The 19,903-nt window shown below is 59.8% G+C and carries 19 protein-coding genes, 2 tRNA genes and 1 pseudogene; 8 read left to right on the top strand and 14 right to left on the bottom strand.

The features are described 5' to 3' along the window. Window positions 1-53: 53 nt before the first annotated feature. Both ACWA1U_RS04170 and ACWA1U_RS04165 read right to left on the bottom strand, forming a co-directional pair. Entirely contained in the window at window positions 54-734 is a 681-nt protein-coding gene (locus ACWA1U_RS04170) for a rhomboid family intramembrane serine protease (RefSeq protein ID WP_463724090.1), read from the bottom strand. Window positions 735-926: 192 nt separating this feature from the next. Next, a complete protein-coding gene (locus tag ACWA1U_RS04165; RefSeq protein WP_463724089.1) occupies window positions 927-1,469 on the bottom strand; it encodes a peptidylprolyl isomerase in 543 nt (180 codons plus the stop codon). Window positions 1,470-1,622: 153 nt separating this feature from the next. Between ACWA1U_RS04165 and ACWA1U_RS04160 the strand changes: the two genes are divergently transcribed. Further along, a complete protein-coding gene (locus ACWA1U_RS04160; RefSeq protein WP_463724088.1) occupies window positions 1,623-2,426 on the top strand; it encodes a hypothetical protein in 804 nt (267 codons plus the stop codon). Window positions 2,427-2,535: 109 nt separating this feature from the next. Next, complete coding sequence (locus ACWA1U_RS04155; RefSeq protein ID WP_463724087.1) at window positions 2,536-3,369, top strand: glycosyltransferase family 2 protein; 834 nt, start codon at window positions 2,536-2,538, stop codon at window positions 3,367-3,369. Window positions 3,370-3,475: 106 nt separating this feature from the next. On the opposite strand, the gene ACWA1U_RS04150 is transcribed toward ACWA1U_RS04155, so the two are convergent. The 12 genes from ACWA1U_RS04150 to dnaA all read right to left on the bottom strand — a co-directional run bounded on the left by ACWA1U_RS04150 (window position 3,476) and on the right by dnaA (window position 16,213). Then, window positions 3,476-4,390, bottom strand: a complete 915-nt coding sequence (locus ACWA1U_RS04150) for a DMT family transporter (protein WP_463724086.1) — start codon at window positions 4,388-4,390, stop codon at window positions 3,476-3,478. 112 nt (window positions 4,391-4,502) lie between these two features. After that, window positions 4,503-4,575: transfer RNA gene (locus ACWA1U_RS04145), tRNA-Ala, on the bottom strand. A 44-nt stretch (window positions 4,576-4,619) separates the two neighbouring features. Further along, a complete protein-coding gene (locus ACWA1U_RS04140) occupies window positions 4,620-4,736 on the bottom strand; it encodes a DLW-39 family protein (protein WP_463724085.1) in 117 nt (38 codons plus the stop codon). A 41-nt stretch (window positions 4,737-4,777) separates the two neighbouring features. Then, a tRNA-Ile gene (locus tag ACWA1U_RS04135) sits at window positions 4,778-4,851 on the bottom strand. Window positions 4,852-4,934: 83 nt separating this feature from the next. After that, window positions 4,935-5,465 (bottom strand): DUF3566 domain-containing protein, encoded by a 531-nt coding sequence (locus ACWA1U_RS04130; RefSeq protein ID WP_463724084.1) that lies wholly within the window; start codon window positions 5,463-5,465, stop codon window positions 4,935-4,937. After that, the gene (gene gyrA / locus ACWA1U_RS04125) at window positions 5,462-8,098 is read right to left on the bottom strand and encodes a DNA gyrase subunit A (protein WP_463724083.1); all 2,637 of its coding nucleotides are present in this window, start codon (window positions 8,096-8,098) and stop codon (window positions 5,462-5,464) included. Before gyrA ends, ACWA1U_RS04130 begins: the two co-directional genes overlap by 4 nt. A gap of 79 nt (window positions 8,099-8,177) precedes the next feature. Next, complete coding sequence (gene gyrB, locus ACWA1U_RS04120; RefSeq protein ID WP_463724082.1) at window positions 8,178-10,232, bottom strand: DNA topoisomerase (ATP-hydrolyzing) subunit B; 2,055 nt, start codon at window positions 10,230-10,232, stop codon at window positions 8,178-8,180. A gap of 248 nt (window positions 10,233-10,480) precedes the next feature. Continuing rightward, complete coding sequence (locus ACWA1U_RS04115) at window positions 10,481-11,080, bottom strand: DciA family protein (protein WP_463724081.1); 600 nt, start codon at window positions 11,078-11,080, stop codon at window positions 10,481-10,483. Next, window positions 11,064-12,239 (bottom strand): DNA replication/repair protein RecF, encoded by a 1,176-nt coding sequence (gene recF, locus ACWA1U_RS04110; protein ID WP_463724080.1) that lies wholly within the window; start codon window positions 12,237-12,239, stop codon window positions 11,064-11,066. The genes ACWA1U_RS04115 and recF overlap by 17 nt, the downstream gene beginning before the upstream one ends. Before the next feature lie 14 nt (window positions 12,240-12,253). Then, entirely contained in the window at window positions 12,254-13,141 is an 888-nt protein-coding gene (gene gnd / locus ACWA1U_RS04105; protein ID WP_463724079.1) for a phosphogluconate dehydrogenase (NAD(+)-dependent, decarboxylating), read from the bottom strand. Between the two features lie 40 nt (window positions 13,142-13,181). Next, the gene (dnaN, locus tag ACWA1U_RS04100) at window positions 13,182-14,306 is read right to left on the bottom strand and encodes a DNA polymerase III subunit beta (RefSeq protein ID WP_463724078.1); all 1,125 of its coding nucleotides are present in this window, start codon (window positions 14,304-14,306) and stop codon (window positions 13,182-13,184) included. Between the two features lie 491 nt (window positions 14,307-14,797). Further along, the gene (gene dnaA / locus ACWA1U_RS04095; protein WP_463724077.1) at window positions 14,798-16,213 is read right to left on the bottom strand and encodes a chromosomal replication initiator protein DnaA; all 1,416 of its coding nucleotides are present in this window, start codon (window positions 16,211-16,213) and stop codon (window positions 14,798-14,800) included. A 456-nt stretch (window positions 16,214-16,669) separates the two neighbouring features. Between dnaA and rpmH the strand changes: the two genes are divergently transcribed. The 6 genes and pseudogenes from rpmH to rsmG all read left to right on the top strand — a co-directional run bounded on the left by rpmH (window position 16,670) and on the right by rsmG (window position 19,815). Further along, window positions 16,670-16,807, top strand: a complete 138-nt coding sequence (gene rpmH, locus ACWA1U_RS04090; RefSeq protein WP_022892375.1) for a 50S ribosomal protein L34 — start codon at window positions 16,670-16,672, stop codon at window positions 16,805-16,807. Between the two features lie 66 nt (window positions 16,808-16,873). Then, entirely contained in the window at window positions 16,874-17,248 is a 375-nt protein-coding gene (rnpA, locus tag ACWA1U_RS04085) for a ribonuclease P protein component (protein ID WP_463724076.1), read from the top strand. Continuing rightward, window positions 17,245-17,598: a membrane protein insertion efficiency factor YidD gene (yidD, locus tag ACWA1U_RS04080; RefSeq protein ID WP_463724075.1), complete on the top strand. Its 354-nt coding sequence runs from the start codon at window positions 17,245-17,247 to the stop codon at window positions 17,596-17,598. Before rnpA ends, yidD begins: the two co-directional genes overlap by 4 nt. Beyond that, window positions 17,573-18,508 (top strand): annotated as a pseudogene (gene yidC, locus ACWA1U_RS04075) (membrane protein insertase YidC); the annotation flags it as partial. The gene yidD and the pseudogene yidC, both read left to right, overlap by 26 nt. A gap of 62 nt (window positions 18,509-18,570) precedes the next feature. Continuing rightward, window positions 18,571-19,125 (top strand): Jag family protein, encoded by a 555-nt coding sequence (locus tag ACWA1U_RS04070; protein WP_463724074.1) that lies wholly within the window; start codon window positions 18,571-18,573, stop codon window positions 19,123-19,125. A gap of 36 nt (window positions 19,126-19,161) precedes the next feature. Continuing rightward, complete coding sequence (gene rsmG, locus ACWA1U_RS04065) at window positions 19,162-19,815, top strand: 16S rRNA (guanine(527)-N(7))-methyltransferase RsmG (protein ID WP_463724073.1); 654 nt, start codon at window positions 19,162-19,164, stop codon at window positions 19,813-19,815. The last annotated feature ends 88 nt before the right edge of the window (window positions 19,816-19,903 follow it).

Below are 19,903 nucleotides of genomic sequence, written 5' to 3'. Positions count from 1 at the left end.
GTGGAATTACATGTGTGTAAGTTATCCCCGATGTTGATAAACGCTGTGGATAACTACAGGGGAACAGAGACTAAATTAGCGCCCACAAACGTGAGAACGAGCAGCACCACCGCAAGCCCGGCGAGACCGAGCCACTGGGTGCGCGAACGGTTCTTGCCGCGTGGCGTGTAGGCGATGATCGCGGCTGCCGCCGCACCGGTCAGCAACCCACCCAAGTGCGCTTGCCAGGAGATGTTGGGGACCACGAATCCCAGGACCCCGTTGATCGCGATGAGCACCACGAGCTGGCGAACATCCCCACCACGCCGCTTCTGCACTATGAACATGGCGCCGAAAAGCCCGAATACTGCACCGGAAGCACCAACTACGCCCTGCAACGGATTGGTCAGCAGGAGGACGGCAACCGATCCGCCAAAAGCAGCGATGAGATACAGCGCCAGGAACCGTGCTCTGCCCAGCACCGGCTCCAGCGCCTGGCCCATGATCCACAGCGCGTACATGTTGAATGCGATGTGGACTATCACTCCTGTGGAGTGGAGGAATGCCGCGGTGATCATGCGCCATGGCTCGGGCGGCGCGACATCCGAAGTGTAAATGCCGGCGTAGAGAAGGTGGCGCGTCAAGTCAGGAATGAGCATCTGCGCCAGAAAAAGTGCGGCGCAGATGCCGATGATGGTGAAGGTTACCAGCGGGCGCCCCTGACGCACCGCGCCACCAAATAGCGTCTTGGGCACCGGCACCTGACGCTGTGCTTCATTGACGCAGTCAACGCATTGAATCCCGACGGCCGCCGGACGCTGGCACTCCGGGCAGGTAGGCCTGCCGCAACGCTGGCACCGCACGTAACTCACCCTGTCGGGGTGGCGCGGGCACACGGGTACCACGTGGTCCGGCTGGCCAGCCGGGATTCCATATGACATGAACTATTAGACCTGCTCTACCGTGATGCTGCTGATAACGACGTCCTCGAGAGGGCGGTCGCGTCCATCGGTGGGGATGGCATTCAGCTGGTCGACGATGGCGCGTGAGGCTTCGTCCTTTACCTCGCCGAAGATGGAGTGCTTGCCCTGCAACCATGTGGTGGGGACCGAGGTGATGAAGAACTGCGAACCGTTGGTTCCGCGTCCGCCCTGAAGGCCGGCGTTGGCCATGGCCAGCTTGTACGGGGTGGTGAAGTCGAGGTCGGGGTTGATCTCGTCGTCGAACTGGTAGCCCGGGCCGCCGATGCCCTGGCCAAGCGGGTCACCGCCCTGGATCATGAAATCTTTGATCACCCGGTGGAAGACTGTTCCGTCATAGAGGGGAGCATTGCTCTCCTCACCGGTTTTGGGGTGGGTCCAGGCGATGTCTCCGGTGGCTAGGCCAACGAAGTTCTTCACCGTCTTGGGAGCGTGGTTTCCGTAGAGCTCCACCTTGATGTCACCGAGGCTGGTGTGAATGGTTGCATGTGCTGTAGCGATTGCTGTCATGGCGTCCATTCTTCCATGTAGAGTGCAACGATTCCCCGGTTCTCCGGGGTTCAGCGCACAGTGAAAATGCTGGGAAAAGCACACCCTGATAGCACCTACCTGGAATTAGCACGTAGGCTGACTAGCAACAGTCACTATCCTTGGGAGGTAGTTGTGAAGAAATCCGATAGCGTTGTCCGCACGCTCGAGAACAACGTTCTGACGGGAGTCGGCACGGCACGGGATTGGGCCGCTCCTAGAGTGGACGCTGCAAGGGGCTGGGTAGCTCCGCGGGTCGAGCGCGGCTTTGAAACCGCCGGGCCTAAGATCCAGCACGGCGTCAACCGCGCCGCGCAGGGGCTTTCAGATGGCATCGCCACCGTCACTCCACGCATCCAGGAAGGCCTCGACCGCGTTGGTCCCCGGATCTCGAAGGTGGTTGACGGTACCGCGCCGCGTATCCAGGAAACTCTGGACCGCGCCACACCCGCCATCAACCAGGCGCGCGACCGCGTGGTTGACGAGTACATCCCCGCCGTATCCAACCGCCTCAGCGACGTTGCAGATTCCGCGTCGCGCACGCTCGCAGCGGCAACGGTACCTGCCGGTGTAGCAGGAGTAATCACCAAGGTGACCGGTGACAAGAAGGCAGTCAAGAAGGCACAGAAGGCAGCAGTTGCCGCCGCGCAGCGCGCCGCCAAAGACCTCAAGCGCCGCCAGAAAAGCAAGGGCGGCAAGGGCTGGCTGATCTTCGGCATCATCGCTGCGGCAGTAACGGCCGGTGTGGCCGTCTGGCGGGCATCCCAGCCGGTCGAGGATCCCTGGAAGACGCCGGCTCCCATCGAACCCAAGCCGGTCTCCGACGTTGCGAACAACGGTGAAGCCAAGCAGGCTGTCAACAACATCAAGGAAGCTGCAGAGCGTGCGGCCGCGAAAGCCGACGACGGCGCCAGCGCACCTAAGGACACCACCGCGTAGTCCGCAACACTGACCACGGAAGCGGGAAAGATCCTCCGATAGATGGATCTTTCCCGCTTTTTCCGTTAATTCGGCTCAACGCGTTTGAGCCGGTGATAGATTTACCGCCGTGCAGCCAGCCAAACCGTCCGTATCGATAGTGATTCCGGCGTATAACGAGGAAAGCGTCATCAGGCAGTGCCTCATCGCCACGATCTACCAATCTCTCCCGGCCCACGAGATCCTGGTGGTCAGCAACCGTTCAACCGACCGTACCGCTGACATAGTTCGCCAGATGCAGCTCGAGTACCCGGAGAGCCCCATCAGGCTGCTTGAACAAAACGGCGTGCAAGGCCTCATCCCGACCCGCAACTACGGTCTGGATCAGGCCACTGGCGATGTCCTGGGACGCATCGACGCCGACTCCGTCCTCGAGCCGGACTGGGTGGAAACCGTCCAGGTTGGGTTCGCAGACCCTGAGGTCGCCGCTGCCACCGGACCCGTCGTCTATTACGACATGCCCATGCGCCGGTGGGGCTTGAAAGCTGACGACAAGATGCGCCAGCTCGTCCTGAAGCTGGCCCGCAACCAGTACCACTTTCTCTTTGGATCCAACATGGCGCTTCGGCGGACCGCGTGGGAACAGATCCGCGACTCCACGTGCCGGGACGAACGCGACGAGATGCACGAAGACATAGACCTGTCCCTCCACCTCGCTGAACAGGATCTGACTATTCGCTACATCCCCACCATGGTGAGTGGAATGTCAGCCCGGCGCCTGGAGGATTCGCCGAAGGACTACCGGTACTACGTGACCCGGTTTGACCGGACGTACCGTGCACACGAGATCAACAAGCGGGTGCTCAAGGTGCCCATGCTCATCTTCATGTCGATCTACTACCCCGCGAAGGTGCTGCGAGCTGTCCATACCGCCAGGTCCGCACGGGCAACGACTCAGCGCTAGCGGGTCACAGCTACCCCACACTCGCTCCGCTCGCGCGGGGACCCCTCGCTGCTAGCGCGTCACAGCTACCCCACACTCGCTCCGCTCGCGCGGGGACCCCTCGCTGCTAGCTGCCGCCGAGTGCCGGAGGCTGTGTCGCCTCTTCGGGAGGAACCAGAGACCGCCGTCGTCGTCGTGCCTGCCCACGGACCACAACCGCCAACCCCGCCAGGATGAAGGCGAGACCCACGTAGGTCCCAGCCGGGAGCTGCTCCCCGAGGAACACGGCTGCCAAAATGGTCGCGCCGGGAATCTCAAGCAGGATTACCATCGACACGACGAGCGGGCTGATCACCGCGAGTAAGTGATTGAACACTGCGTGGCCGATCAGCTGGGCAACGATGGTGACGCCGATAATCCCTACCCAGGCGATCGGTGGGAAATCCACCAGTGACTGCCCAAAAATCACGCACATGACCAACAGAATTGCGGCGCAACCCCCAAAGCACAGCGTGGTGTACGTGCCTGTGGAGAGAGTGCGCCGAAGCTCGGCTCCGGCCATCATGTAAATGGCCGCGAACACACCGCCAGCGACGGCAAGCAGATCCCCCAGGAGCGCTTCGGGCGACAGTGTGAGGTCAAACCCGGTAATAACGACGACGCCGACAAGCGCCACCGCGAGGCCCGCGACTACAGCGGAAGCCGGGCGATCACCCCGGAAGGCCGAGAGCAGCGCCACCCAAGCCACCTGCAGACAGACGAGCGCGGTGGCGGCAGCTACAGAGGTCAGCTTCAGCGCGGTGATGAAGCACGCGAAATGGAGCGCCAGCGCGACGGCAGCAATGACCAGCCGCCGATAGTCGACTCCATTCAAGGCGCGGAACTCGCTGCGCCGGTTCACGACTGCCGGAACACCCATGAGTACTGCGCCGAACGCGTTCCGCCAGAAGGCGATCACAAGGGCCGGAGCAGCCGTGGCGGCCATGATGGGGCCGGAGGCTGCGACACCGAGAACGCCGATGACGCACAGGAAGATGATCACTACGCAACCCTAAGTGACGTTTCATTCCGCTGTTGAACGGACGCTGTTGACTGAAAGCTCACCAACCATAAGAAAAGGTCCCAGCCAACAGGCTGGGACCTTTTCCTTTCGGTGGAGGCACGGGGACTCGAACCCCGAACCCCCTGCTTGCAAAGCAGGTGCGCTACCAATTGCGCCATGCCCCCGAAAACGGAACCTGATCAGTATATCTGATCAAAAGAGCGAAGGATTACTCGACTGGATCGGTCGCCTTGCTCCACACTTCTTTGTCTTTCTCGGATTCCTGCCACCGTTTGTAGGCGAAGACTCCTGCGACTGCCGCTGCCGCTATCAGCAACTTCTTCACAATGCTCCTCCTCCGCAGTTACCTGCCGGTTTTAGGATCCGTGGGCGTACCAGGACTTGAACCTGGGACCTCTTCGTTATCAGCGAAGCGCTCTAACCGCCTGAGCTATACGCCCCGAAACCTCTTCGGGCCGAGATACGACTTTACAGTAGCTCCTCAGCAATCAACAAATTCCCAACCGGCCCTTCGGGGCGGCTGTTAATCGTCCGTCAGCGTCACCCCAATGCCGCCCACGAGCGTGGACGAGATGTTGTAGAGCACCGCAGAAAGCATGGCGAGAGCGGTCAACAGCACCACATTCACGACGGCGATGATCGTCGCGAAAGACACGACCTGCCCGAGCGATGCGAACTGCCGAAGATCGAAGCCAGCGCCCTCTGATCCGGCGATTTCACCGAGCAGCTGATTCACCCGGTCGAAGATCCCGGTGAAGTCCAGCACCATCCAGATCACGATGGCCGCGACAACAGTCACGATTCCCAGTGCAACCGAGAGCAGGAAGGACATCTTCAGGACCGACCAGGGGTCAACCTTGCTTACAAGCAGCCGGGCCTTTCGGGCCTTGGCCTTTGGCGCAGGCTTCACGAGACCTGGGCGGCTTCCCGGCCGGGCCGACGACGACGCTGGCCGTTGCGCCGGCCGCGCGGGCGCGTTCACCCGAGGTCCGTTGCTGGACGAGCGCACGGCACCGCCCGCCGTCGAGCGCGGGTTTGAGTTAGTGGAACTCACTCGGTACCTCCATTTTCGCGTGGCTCAGCGTCCGGCTCAGCCGATTCTTCTGACGACAACGGTACTTCATCGACGACGTCCGGCGCAGATTGCTCCTCAATGACGGCTGTCTCGGCTGCGGCGTCGGTGCCGGTCAGCCCGCGTTCGGTGTTCCGGGCGAGGGCGATGATGCGGTCGGCTTTATCTGGTTTCGCGAAGATGACACCCATGGTGTCGCGGCCCTTGGCGGGAACACCCGCAACGGACGAGCGCACCACCTTGCCGCCGCCCATCACCACGAGGACTTCGTCTTCATCCTGCACAATGAGCGCGCCAACCAGGTCCCCGCGCTCCTCCGCCAGCTTGGCCACCTTGATGCCGAGGCCGCCGCGGCCCTGCACGCGGTACTGATCAACCTTGGTCCGCTTCGCGAAGCCGCCCTCAGTGACCACGAACACGTAGGAATCGTCGGAGACTACGTTCGCGGCGAGCAGCTCATCATTCTCTCGGAACTTCATCCCGGTAACTCCGGACGTGGCCCGGCCCATCGGACGAAGCGCCTCGTCGGTAGCGCTGAAACGCAGCGACTGACCCTTGCGGGAAACGAGCATCATGTCGTCGCTCTCGGAAACGAGCTGTGCTGATACCAGTTCATCGCCGTCGCGTAGGTTGATCGCGATGACACCCGCGGTGCGATTGGTGTCGTAGTCCTCAAGGCGGGTCTTCTTCACGAGCCCGCGCTTGGTGGCGAGGACCAGGTAAGGCGACTGCTGATAGTCCCGCAGATCCAGCACCTGGGCGATTGTCTCGTCCGGCTGGAACGCCAGGAGATTCGCCACGTGTTGGCCCTTGGCATCGCGGGCTGCCTCAACAAGTTCGTACGCCTTGGCCCGGTACACCCGGCCCAGATTGGTGAAGAAGAGCAGCCAGTGGTGCGTGGTGGTGACAAAGAAGTGCTCGACGACGTCGTCCCCCCTCAGCTGTGCGCCACGGATACCCTTGCCGCCACGGGCCTGCTGACGGTAGTTGTCGCTGCGGGTCCGCTTGACGTACCCGCCGCGCGTAATTGTGACCACCATTTCCTCTTCGGGAATGAGGTCTTCCATGCTCATGTCGCCGTCGTAACCCATGAGGATTTCAGTGCGGCGATCGTCGCCGTGCTTGTCGACGATCTCCTGCAGCTCGGTTGAGACGATTTCGCGTTGCTGGGATTCGGAAGCGAGAATCCGCTTGTACTCGGTGATCTCCGTTTCGAGTTTGGCGTGCTGATCCTGGATCTTCTGGCGCTCCAGCGCAGCCAGGCGGCGCAGTTGCATGTCGAGGATGGCCTGCGCCTGGATCTCGTCGATTTCCAGCAACCCCATGAGCCCGTTGCGCGCATCTTCCACCGTTGAAGAACGGCGGATCAGGGCGATGACCTCGTCAAGGGCATCGAGTGCCTTCAACAATCCGCGGAGAATGTGTGCGGCTTCCTCGGCCTTGCGCAGGCGGTACTGCGTGCGGCGGACGATGACCTCAAGCTGGTGCGTTACCCAATGACGGATGAACGCGTCCAGGCTGAGCGTGCGCGGAACGCTGTCCACGATGGCCAGCATGTTGGCGCTGAAGTTGTCCTGCAGCTGAGTGTGTTTGTAGAGATTGTTCAGCACAACCTTGGCGACGGCGTCCCGCTTGAGCACGATCACCAGGCGCTGGCCGGTGCGACCCGAGGTCTCATCGCGGAGGTCGGCGATGCCGGAGACCTTGCCGTCCTTCACCAGGTCCGCAATCTTGATGGCCAGATTGTCGGGGTTTGCCTGGTAGGGCAACTCGGTCACCACAAGGCACGTGCGGTTCTGGATTTCCTCGACATTCACCACAGCGCGCATGGTGATTGACCCGCGCCCGGTCCGGTAGGCATCCTCGATGCCCTTGTGGCCGAGAATCTGCGCGCCCGTAGGGAAGTCGGGGCCCTTGATTCGCTGGATCAATGCTTCAAGCAATTCTTCCTTGGTGGCCTGCGGATTCTGCAGGTACCACTGAACGCCGTCGGCTACCTCTCGAAGGTTATGGGGAGGAATGTTCGTGGCCATGCCGACGGCAATGCCCGACGACCCGTTGACCAGGAGGTTGGGGAAACGCGACGGCAGGATGGTGGGTTCCTGATTCTTGCCGTCGTAGTTGTCCTGGAAGTCGACGGTTTCCTCGTCGATGTCCCGCACCATTTCCATGGCAAGGTGGGCCATCTTGGTTTCGGTGTAACGGGGCGCCGCTGCGCCGTCGTTTCCTGGAGAACCAAAGTTGCCCTGTCCCAGCGCCAGCGGGTAGCGCATCGTCCAGTCCTGAATGAGCCGGACCAGCGCATCATATATGGCGCTGTCGCCGTGGGGGTGGTACTGACCCATGACCTCGCCGACCACACGCGCGCACTTGTTGAATGAACGCTCAGGCCGATAGCCGCCGTCGAACATTGCGTAGAGCACGCGTCGGTGGACGGGCTTCAGGCCGTCGCGGACGTCAGGCAGAGCCCGACCGACAATAACGGCCATCGCGTAGTCCAGGTAGGAGCGCTGCATTTCTGTCTGCAGGTCTACCTGTTCGACCCTGTCCGTCAGGACGGCACCCTCAATTGGGGTTTCGTCGCCGGGAGTCTTTGGCGTTTCTTCGTCACTCATCTGGTTCGTTCCATTCGTGGATGCGTTGCGAGGGAGCCGGACTGCCGGAGCCGGCTACACATGAGTACTTGTGGGCACCTCAGATATCGAGGAACCGCACGTCCTTGGCGTTCTGCTGGATGAAGTTGCGTCGCGATTCGACGTCTTCGCCCATGAGCACTGAGAAGATCTGGTCGGCGGCTGCGGCATCATCCATGGTGACCTGCAGGAGTGTGCGGTTGTCCGGATCCATGGTGGTTTCCCACAGTTCCGTGTAGTCCATCTCACCGAGTCCCTTGTAACGCTGGATCCCGTTGTCCTTCGGCAGGCGCTGGTTATTGGCCAAACCCATCTTGATGGTTTCATCGCGTTCACGATCACTGAAGACGTAGGAGTGAGCAGCGTTGGACCATTTGATCCGGTACAGCGGGGGCTGGGCAAGGTACACATAGCCGTTTTCGATCAACGGCCGCATGTACCTGAACAGCAGCGTGAGCAACAGGGTGGTGATGTGCTGGCCGTCGACATCAGCATCAGCCATCAGAACAATCTTGTGATACCGGGCCTTCTCGACGTTGAAATCCTCGCCGATGCCGGCGCCGAAGGCCGTGATCATCGCCTGGACTTCGCTGTTACTCAGCGCACGGTCAAGCCGGGCGCGCTCCACGTTCAGGATCTTGCCGCGCAGCGGGAGAATGGCCTGCGTCTCGGGATTCCGGCCGCGAACTGCCGAACCACCCGCGGAGTCACCCTCCACAATGTAAATTTCGGACTTCGAAGGATCCTTGGACTGACAATCCTTAAGCTTGCCCGGCATTCCTCCGGACTCGAGCAGGCCCTTGCGGCGGGTTGACTCCCGCGCCTTGCGTGCGGCAAGGCGTGCCTGGGACGCCTGGATGGACTTCCGGATGACATCGCGGGCCGGGCCGGGGTTGCGTTCAAGCCAGTCACCGAGCTGGTCCGTCACAACGCGCTGGACGAACCCCTTGGCCTCGGAGTTTCCGAGCTTGGTTTTGGTCTGGCCTTCAAACTGCGGCTCGGAGAGTTTGACGGATATGACGGCGGTAAGTCCCTCGCGGATGTCGTCACCCGTCAGATTGTCGTCCTTCTCCTTGATGATGTTCTTCTCACGGGCATACCTGTTGATCAGGGAGGTCATCGCGGCCCGGAAGCCTTCCTCATGGGTGCCGCCCTCATGGGTGTTGATGGTATTCGCGTAGGTGTGGACGCTCTCGGAGTATGCGGTGGTCCACTGCATTGCCAGTTCAACGGCGATGGATTTGTCTGCGTCTTCGGTCTCGAAGGCGATGACATCCTCGTGAATGACATCAACTTTCTTTGACGAATTGAGATGCCTGACGTAATCCAGGAGCCCATTCTCATACAGGTACTCGATGTGGCGGTGCTTCTTCTCTTCCGAGCGTTCCGCTTCGGCATGCGCGGCGTCGGTGATCTCCTCGGTTTCCACCTCGGGCACCCGTTCATCCACAAGGCTGATCCGGAGACCCTTGTTGAGGAAAGCCATCTGCTGGAACCGTGCCCGCAGGGTCTCAAAATCGAACTCGACGGACTCGAAAATGGAGGCATCAGGATAGAAGGTCTGCGTGGTGCCGGTCTGGCTGGTTTCGTCACCCTTTTCGAGCTTTCCGACGGGCTTCCCACCGTCCTCGAAGGACTGCCGCCAGATGTGTCCCTGACGGCGAATTTCCGTGTCAACACGGGAAGAAAGGGCATTCACGACCGAGATGCCAACGCCGTGAAGTCCACCGGAAACGGCGTAGCCGCCACCACCGAATTTGCCGCCCGCATGGAGGATGGTCATGACCACTTCAACAGTGGGTTTGCCCTCTGTTGGGTGCATATCCACGGGTATACCGCGGCCGTTGTCTATGACACGCACGCCGCCGTCTTCAAGCAGGGTCACCTTGATGTGGTCGCAGTACCCGGCAAGAGCTTCATCCACAGAGTTATCCACAACCTCGTAGACAAGGTGGTGAAGTCCCCTGGGGCCGGTAGAGCCGATGTACATACCGGGCCTTTTACGGACTGCTTCCAGTCCTTCGAGGACTGTGATGTCGCTGGCACCGTAACCTCTGGGTTCTCCAGCGCTGTTTTCCGGTGTTGCGGCAGATTCCGCTTGGTTGTCGTTAGCCACGGGCGCTGTCGACTCCTTGTTGTCCTGGTCTCAGAGGGAAGGCATCCCGAAAAAGGAATGCCTGCACCTCATATTCTACCGTGCAGACCGTGTACCCAACGCCTGAACAGGCCTCTAGCGCGGAATAAACCGCCATTTAAGCTCACAGCGGGGGGTCGCGTGGGGGCGTATACGTCCCGAGGGGTCCGATTCGCGCTGTACGGCGCACATCGTCAGGAGTCAACCCCTGTGGAAGGTGTTCCTGCGAACTACCCGTAGGTATCCCGAGGGCCCCGCCCGCGAACTGTTCGCCCGCCTTTTCGCCAGTTCGGAGCCGATGGTCCGATGACCGTCATAGCCGTGACCACGCCCGCGCCAAGCTCATGGTCAAAACGCTTGATGAGATCTGCACTGATCAGGCGCAGTTGCGTGGACCAGGCGGTCGAATCACACCTGACCAGGACCGTGGTTTCGTGGAAACTTTCAGGGGTGCAGTGGGCGGCAATGTCCGGCCCCACCAGTTCCGCCCAGCGGGCCATCACCGAGCCGACGGCGACAGGTGAATTCCACCCCCGCTCGCTCAGCAGCCTGCCGAACACAGTGCCGAGCCCCTGTGGGTCCCGTCCGGCATAGGATTCTCCAGGGATTGCCGGACGGGCAGAACCGCCGGAACGACGACGACGGGCCGCAGCTGGGGCACGGGCCTCGCCCCTGGCGACCGACGCGTCACGAAGCCGGTTCAATAGGATCCTTGGTGCATCCTGGCTAGGTGCGTTCTCGGAAGCCGTTACGTTCTGTGGCGGTGTGTCCGGATTGGAGCCACCCGGACCAGAGCCGTCGTCGTCCTTTTCCTCAGGCCGATGTTTCATGGAAGCCTCCGGGAACAACCTGGTAATGACGGCCCTCAAGTTGGGAAGGGACGTCCTCTCCCACGGCGGCGGTTACCAGTACCTGCTCGGCCCCCACGACGATAGTGGCAAGCCGGTCCCGCCGGTCCACATCCAATTCGGCAAAAACATCATCGAGGATGAGGACGGGAGTTGATCCCGGTGTTGCGTCGTCTTCGGTGAGCAAATAATAGGAACCAAGGCGTAGAGCCAACGCCATGGACCAGGTCTCACCATGGGAGGCATATCCTTTGACCAATGCTCGGCCCAGCGTCAGCTCCACTTCGTCCCGGTGGGGACCAATCAGCGAAATTCCGCGTTCAGTCTCCCGGCGCCGCTGCTCGCCGATAACTTTCAGGAACCGCTCGGTTAGCTCGGGAACGCCGAGGCCTGACAAGTCCTCGGATGGTTCCGTGCCGGTGTCGTCATCCGTCAGCGGACTGACCAGGGAAGAGCGATAGAGGGCGTTCGCCGCCTTGGACCCGTCCGTCAGTTCCCCATAAGCCCTCTGGATGTGCGGAACCAACTTGGTCAAGACCCCGAGCCGTGCGTGAAGCAGCTGGGACCCGACAGCTGCCAGATGCTGGTCCCACACCTCCAAAGTTGCTTCGTGCGCCGCTGTGAGACGGCCACCGCGTAGGGATTTCAAAAGGGCATTGCGCTGTTTGAGTACCCGCTCATAGTCAGCACGAATTCCGGCATGGTGCGGCACGAGTTGAACCATCAGGTCATCGAGGAACCGGCGGCGGTTCGCGGGATCTCCCTTGACCAGTGCCAGGTCTTCTGGGGCAAAAAGAACTGTGCGGAGAATACCGGCTGCATCCCTGGCCCGGACCGGATTGGCCCTGTTAATCCTTGCCCGGTTTGCGCGATCAGGGTTGATTTCCAATTCGACGCTCGTGGCTTGCTCACCCCGGACCAACCGCCCCCGAACGAGTGCCCTCTCGGCATCGAAGGCGATCAGTGGCTTGTCGGAGCTGACACGGTGTGAGGACAGCGATGCCAGGTACCCAATTGCCTCGACAATGTTGGTTTTCCCTACTCCGTTCGAACCCACGAAGAGAGTTACACCAGGCTCGAGGGGGACCTCGAGCTGCGCGTAGCTACGGAAGTCCGTGAGGGACAGATGCTGAACATACACCGCTGATCAGAGGATCAACTGCGCGGCGGTCGAACGGCGTGACCACCGAACTGGTTGCGCAGCGCCGCCACCATCTTCAGCGAAGGAGCGTCTTCCTGCCTGGAACTGAAGCGGGCAAAGAGTGCGGCGGTAATCACCGGTGCTGCAACTTCATTCGCAATAGCCTGCTCCACCGTCCAGCGGCCTTCGCCTGAATCCTCGACGAACGCACCGATATTGGTGAGCTTCGGATCTTCCTCAAGCGCTTTAACGAGGAGGTCCAACAACCAGGAGCGGACTACCGTTCCTTTTTGCCACGCCCTGAAAGTGCCGTGGACATCCTTGATGATGTCTTTGGCTTCCAGCAGTTCGTACCCTTCCGCGTAGGCCTGCATGAGACCGTACTCGATTCCGTTGTGGACCATTTTGGCGTAATGACCAGCACCCGTGTCACCGACATGAACGAAGCTCTCCTCGCGCTTGCCTTCTGGACGGAGTGCATCAAAAACCGGCATTACACGTTCGACGGCGTCTTCCGGGCCTCCGACCATGAGCCCGTAGCCGTTTTCCAATCCCCAGACGCCTCCGGAAACACCGCAGTCAAGAAAGGAGATCCCTCGCGCAGCAAGGGCCTCACTGTGTTCCTGGTCGGTGCTGAACTTGCTGTTGCCACCATCGATGACAAGATCACCTTCCGCCAGTTTCTCGCCAAGCTCCTGAACTACCTCTGCGGTAACAGCCCCGGCCGGCACCATGACCCAGATGACCCGGGGAGCCGGCACCTTTTGGAGGAGTTCCTCGAGCGTTGCAACGTCGGAGACCTCTGGGTTGCGATCGAAGCCTGTGACCTCAATACCCGCGGAACGCAACCGTTTCCGCATGTTGAAGCCCATTTTTCCGAGTCCGATCAGGCCAATGTGCATGTGTCCTCCAGGGTTCGGGTGGGATGGGCTAATAAGGCTGTTACTGGTTGGGCAGCCTTACCGGCATGAGCAGGTATCGGTAATCTTCGCGATCTGCTCCAGTGGCGTCCTCCTGGGCGGAGATCACTGCTGGCTTGGGTGGCGTGGTGAAGGAAAAGCGGACAAAACGGCTGCTGAAGGCACTGAGTCCTTCACTGAGGTAGTGCGGATTGAACGCAACTGTGATGTCGTCGCCGTCGAGTGTTGCCTCGATGGCTTCCGAAGCCTGCGCATCTTCTCCGGTACCGGCGTCGAGCACTACTTGTCCCTGGCTGAAGGCCAACCGTACGGGGGTATTACGTTCGGCAACGAGGGAAACACGGCGAACAGCCTCGACCAACTGGTTGGTCTCCACTGTCGCGTGAATTGGGGTGTTCTCGGGGAAGAGTGAGCGGATCTTTGGGTAATCGCCGTCGACAAGCAGCGACGTAGTGCGGCGACCACCGCTTTCGAAGCCGATCAGCTCGCTGTTGTCGGACAGGGCGATCTTGAGGTCTCCGGCGCCGCCCAGGGTTTTCGCGACTTCACTGAGAGTCTTGGCCTTGACCAGCGCGCTGGTTGAGATTCCTGGGTTGGTTGGTTTCCAGGAAAGCTCGCGGAGTGCAAGCCTGTAGCGATCGGTTGCCAGGAAGGTGATGAGGTCTTCCTCGATCTCCATCCGGACGCCCGTAAGGATGGGTAGGGTGTCGTCCCGGCTTGCCGCGATGATGACCTGCGAAACTGCCTCAGCGAACGCCTCTCCATCAACAACGCCACTGACGTCGGGGAGGCTCGGAAGTTCCGGGTACTCACCTTCGGGCATGGTTGCCAGATTGAATCGGCTGTTGCGGCAAGTGAGTGTGACCTTGGATCCGTCGGTCTCCACTTCCACCGGTGCAGACGGCAGGCTGCGGCAAATATCAGCGAGCAAGCGGCCCGAGACGAGGATTGTTCCTTCTTCGGCAACATCCGCTGCGATTTCCAACCGGGCAGAAATCTCGTAGTCGAAACTGGCAAGACTCAGCGTTCCTGCACCCGCCTTGATCAGCAGACCCGAAAGCACTGGCACAGGAGGCCGTGGGGAGAGTGATCGTGCGGTCCAGGTTACGGCTTCGGCCAGAACATCGCGCTCGACTCGAAATTTCACTGAAGGGTGCCGCCTTTCGCGAGGTACAGGGGAAGCTACTGATCCTCAGCTGCAGGGAAAACCCAGCTGGCGAATGAGGATGCGTGAGCAAATGACAACTCTACTGATTCACAGCTTAGCGCGACACACTTGATCGCTTGGCCGGTCGGGTTGAGGGGAAATGTTATTTGGAAAGGATCCATGGATTAAGGGTCAGTAGTGTTAATAACTGCTGTGGATTCTGTGGATAACCCGTCCTTTCGGTTCATTCCGGGGTCTTTGGGCTGTTGATAGGTTGTGTATGAAGCACCGTGTTCAACCGGGCAGCATGTGCACGAAAGTACGGGTGTTCTCCCAATCCACAGGGAGCATGCAAGTTGTCCTCAGTGAGGCTCATGTACTGGGCGGGTTATCCACAGTTCTTTCCACAGTTGTTAATTTCAACCGTGTGGTTCCCCAGGTCAGCGGGGGAAGAGCACCAGGCTCTGGCTCACCCGTGGCGAAGCGGTGGCCTAACTGTCCTTCCGGGAGTGCTTGATCCGGTTGGTTAGTTCGGTGACCTGGTTATAGATGGCGCGGCGCTCGGCCATCAGTTCGCGGATTTTTCGATCCGCGTGGATGACCGTGGTGTGGTCGCGGCCTCCGAGCTCCTGACCGATCTTCGGCAATGACATGTCGGTCAGCTCCCTGCACAGGTACATGGCGATCTGCCTTGCAGTTACGAGCGTCCTGGTCCGGGACTTGCTGCACAACTCCTCGAGCGTGATGTTGAAGTACTCCGCGGTCTGCGCCATGATCAACGCCGAGGTGATCTCCTGGGCGCCGTCGTCGGTGATTAGATCCTTGAGTACGATCTCCGCAAGATTTTCGTCGACCGCCTGCCGGTTAAGGCTGGCAAAGGCGGTCACACGGATCAACGCCCCTTCCAGTTCCCGGATGTTCGTCGAGATCTTCGAAGCGATGTATTCGAGGACTTCGTCGGGTGCGCTCATTCCTTCGCTGATCGCCTTCTTGCGCAGGATTGCGATGCGGGTCTCAAGTTCAGGAGGCTGGATATCGGTCAGGAGACCCCACTCGAACCTGGACCTCATTCGTTCTTCAAATCCGGAAAGCTGTTTCGGGGGAAGGTCCGAGGTGATGACCACTTGTTTGCTGTGGTTGTGAAGTGCGTTGAATGTGTGGAAGAACTCCTCCTGGGTACGGTCCTTGCCTGAGAGGAACTGAATGTCATCGATCAGAAGGATGTCCACGTTGCGGTAGGTCTGCTTGAAGCTGGTGCCTTCGTCATCACGGATGGAGTTGATGAAGTCGTTGGTGAACTCCTCTGAATTCACGTAACGGACCCGGATCCCGGTGTAGAGGTGGCGGGCATAGTGGCCTATGGCGTGAAGTAGATGGGTTTTACCCAGACCGGAATCACCGTAGATGAAGAGTGGGTTATAGGCCTTCGCCGGAGCTTCCGCCACAGCTACGGCGGCTGCGTGAGCGAAACGGTTCGATGAGCCGATGACGAAAGTGTCGAAAATATACTTGGGGTTCAGGCGACCGAACTCGTGTGAATTGCTAGGTGGGGTGGGAGATGGAGCGAGTTCACGCTGGGAAGTTTCTTCCTCGACTTCTTCAGGCTTCTCCTCGGCGACCGGTGTCAGATCCGGGTCGATCACGAATGCGCACTGTATTTCCTCGCGGAATACTTCGTGAAGGGCGTCATTGAGTGGGCCCTTCACCTGGCTTTGAAGGACTTCGCGTGTCAGCTCATTGGGGACCGCAACAAGCAGTGTGGTTCCGATCAGACCTTGGGCCTGAGCGAGCACTACGAAACCACGCTGGCGTGGGGAGATTCGTTCGTCACGTTCAAGGGTGCGGATCACCTTGCGCCAGGAGCTGCCTACATCGTTGATTTCGTCGGTACTCACTGGTGTCCTCATCGGTGTCTAAGAAGGTGCCGGTATGGCTGTATTCGCCGCCAATCCACAGAGTTATGCACAGCTGGTGGATAAATCGACCACCCGGCAACACTAGACGATGAAAACTATGGAAGATAGCCGGGATTCAGCTTGTGGATAAGCGCTGATTAGCAGGCCGGATCTCCCCCTATTGACCTCCCCGGAGTAACTTGTCCACATCCTGCGCCCCGCTCGTGGTGAAAGAGGGTTCCGTGTCCGCTGCTGCAACCAGGGATATCCGGTTTGACCCCTATAGCGGTGGTGCCCTAACGTTAGGTAGTCCAATATGTCTGCATTTCGCATGCCTCCATGCCCTAACATCTTCGCTGTTAGGTTCCAGGTAGGTGCGCAGAGTGGATGTACAACTTCATCGCGCCGGTCCGTTCTTCCCCCTTGTTGCAACGGCAGCGCATGCCAAGAACGTTCTGGAGTATCACAGTGAGCAAGCGGACCTTTCAGCCGAATAACCGCCGTCGTGCTAAGAAGCACGGCTTCCGCCTTCGGATGCGCACCCGCGCCGGCCGCGCCATCCTTTCAGCGCGCCGCGGCAAGGGACGTACCGAGCTTTCGGCCTAGCACTACATAACCCGTCCGCCGGCGTCGCCCATCTGCGGATGGCGCCCTGACCGTTCGGAGCTCCAGGTGTTGTCTACAACCCATCGAGTCCGCACGGCATCGGATTTCTCTTATACCGTCCGTTCCGGTACCCGCTCTGGGTGCCGGAACTTGGTGTTATATGCGGTGGCAACCAGCGTGGACAAACCTTCAAGATTCGGCTTCATAGTGTCGAAAGCAGTGGGGAACGCTGTTACCCGCAATCTCGTTAAGAGGAGACTGAGAGAAGCGGCTGCGGCGGCCCTGGCTGTCCGTCCTGCTGGTTTGGATGTGGTTGTCCGTTCCCTTCCGCCCGCGGCAGGGACAGAATGGGCAGAGTTAAGCTCAGATTTCGAACGTTGCCTGGCCACCAGCGTCAAACGGCTGGCCAAAGAGAGTTCAGGAAAGGGAGACGGCAGATGACCACGGTTCATGTGCCGTTCGCCCCCGGGGCAATCCGGGCACTACCCCGCTCGATTCTGGTTGGCGTGCTGGTTTCCTATCGGCGGCTCATCTCCCCGCTTTATGGACAGGTGTGCCGCTTTTTCCCCTCCTGTTCGGCGTATGCGCTCGAGGCAGTAGTTGTGCATGGTGCGCTGAAGGGAAGCTGGCTGGCAACCCGGCGGTTGGGTCGTTGTCATCCATGGAACGATGGCGGCGTCGACCACGTCCCATCTGGCGGGCGCACCTTCGCGCCCGGTCATGAGCCGCGAATTTTAGTGCTGAACCACCCCGTGATACCTGCAGATGAGGAAAGCCGCCCAGCGGCCTGAGGAGCAACAGATTATGGATTTCTTCGAGACGATTCTCCTGCCGTTCCGATGGCTGGTGTCCTGGGTCATGTGGGCATTCCACGAAGGATTCACCTTCCTTGGAATGGAGGAGACCTCGGGCTGGACCTGGACTCTGTCCATCGTGGGCCTCGTGGTGGTCATTCGTGCCGCCTTGATTCCGGTATTCGTCAAGCAGATCAAGGCGCAGCGCGGAATGCAGGCCCTTCAGCCGGATCTCCGCAAGCTGCAGCAGAAGTACAAGGGCAAGACCGACCAGCTCTCCCGTCAGGCAATGACGCAGGAACAGATGGCCCTATACAAGAAGCATGGAACGAATCCGTTTGCGGCTTGTTTGCCGATCCTGATTCAGATGCCGTTCTTCTTCGCTCTGTTCACAGTCTTGAACGGGGTTTCGACGGCGAGCAGGGAGGGCGAGGGGATAGGCGCCCTGAACGCTGACGACGTTCGTCAGTTCGATGCTGCCGAGATCTTCGGCGCCCCCCTCTCTTCGTCCTTGCTTCACGGCTGGGGTACTCCGGGCCACGGCTCCGTGGCGGTTCTTTCAATCATTATGATCCTTGCAATGACGGCTTCACAGTTCATCACGCAGAAGCAGATCATGGCCAAGAACATGTCCGAAGAGGCCATGCAGAGTCCGTTCATGCGTCAGCAGAAGATCATGCTCTACATCCTTCCGCTCGTCTTTGGCATCGGTGGCATCAACTTCCCGATCGGTGTTCTCATTTACTGGACCACAACCAACCTTTGGACGATGGTTCAGCAGTTCTACGTCATTCGGCGCATGCCCACCCCCGGTTCCCCAGCCGCGAAAGCCCTCGCTGAACGGCGGGCGAAGAAGGGTCTGCCGATGATCCCACTTCTGGGCGAGCGAAAGACCGAACCGGCTGTTGAAGCCGTAGTAGAGCCGAAGGCACAACGTGTACAGCCGCAGCGCAAGAACAGGAAACGCAAATGAGCACAGATCACATGCAGGATGAAACCCTTGAGGTCCTTGAAGAAGGTTCCAATGAAGACTCGACTGTCGAAGATGAAGACTCAACTGGCGAAGACGAAGGCGATGTAGCCGCGGATTACCTGGAGGAACTTCTCGACATAGCTGACCTTGATGGAGACATCGACATCGAGGTCAGAAATGGTCGTACCTACATCTCCATCGTGTCCGAGGATGCTGATTCACGCGGCCTACAGTCCCTCGTTGGTGCGGATGGAGAAGTCCTAGAAGCACTTCAGGAACTCACCCGCCTCTCGGTTCTGACTTCCACCGAAAGCCGCTCGCGGCTGGTCCTCGACATCGATGGATTCAGAGACGCCAGGGGTAAGGAACTCCGTGAGATTGCTGAAAGCGCGGTTAACGAATTGAAACAGAACGGTGAAGAGATCGCGCTCAAACCCATGTCTGCGTACGAGCGCAAGATCGTTCACGACGTCGTTGCTGAGTTGGGTATGGTCAGCGAGTCTGAAGGGGAAGGGTCGAACCGGCACATCGTCGTTTCTGCTGGTGCCTAGCGCACCGCTCGTTTAACTTCAAAGGTGGTGGACCCCTTGACAGTTGTCATAGGAATCAAGGAGCAGGCTGCGGCTCAGGAAATCTTCGGCGATCGGCTGCCGTTGGCTGAGCGCTTTGTGGAGCATCTGGCCACCTCCGGTCTGGAGCGTGGACTCCTCGGCCCCCGCGAACTACCCCGCCTGTGGGACCGTCACGTCCTGAACTGCGCTGTAGTGGGCGAGTTGATTGACCAGGGCGCCAGTGTGGCTGATGTCGGTAGCGGCGCGGGTTTGCCGGGCCTGGCTCTGGCTATCGCGCGCAAGGACGCTCGGTTTGTGTTGATTGAACCGCTGGAGCGAAGGGTCAATTGGCTGCGGGAGGTCACTGAAGACCTGGAGCTGGACAACGTGGAGATCTTCCGTGGGCGCGCAGAGCAGGCTGCAGGGGAAATTGAAGTGGACGTGGTAACAGCGCGGGCTGTATCGGCCCTCTCGGGTCTGGCGACCATCACCATTCCGTTGCTTGGGAAGACGGGGGTTGTACTTGCGATCAAGGGTCGAAGTGCTTCTGAGGAAGTTGAAAAGGCGGCCAAGGTAATCAAGCGATTGGGCGGTCAGCAAACCACCGTCGAGACGGTTGGCGGCTCCCTTCTCGAATCGCCGACTACCGTCGTGCGGATCGTGGTCAATCGTAAAGCGAAAAACAACTAGTTCACTTGGCGGACACCGGCTCAGGCAGCAAGGAGTCACGCTCGCTACCGGCTAACCTAGAGTGGACCTTCCCGGTACATGAAAGTGA

The sequence above is a fragment of the Arthrobacter sp. TRD_SC_6 genome, from assembly GCF_055361185.1.
Note: the sequence above shows the minus strand (reverse complement) of the source record. Positions and strands in the feature narration are given on the sequence as shown.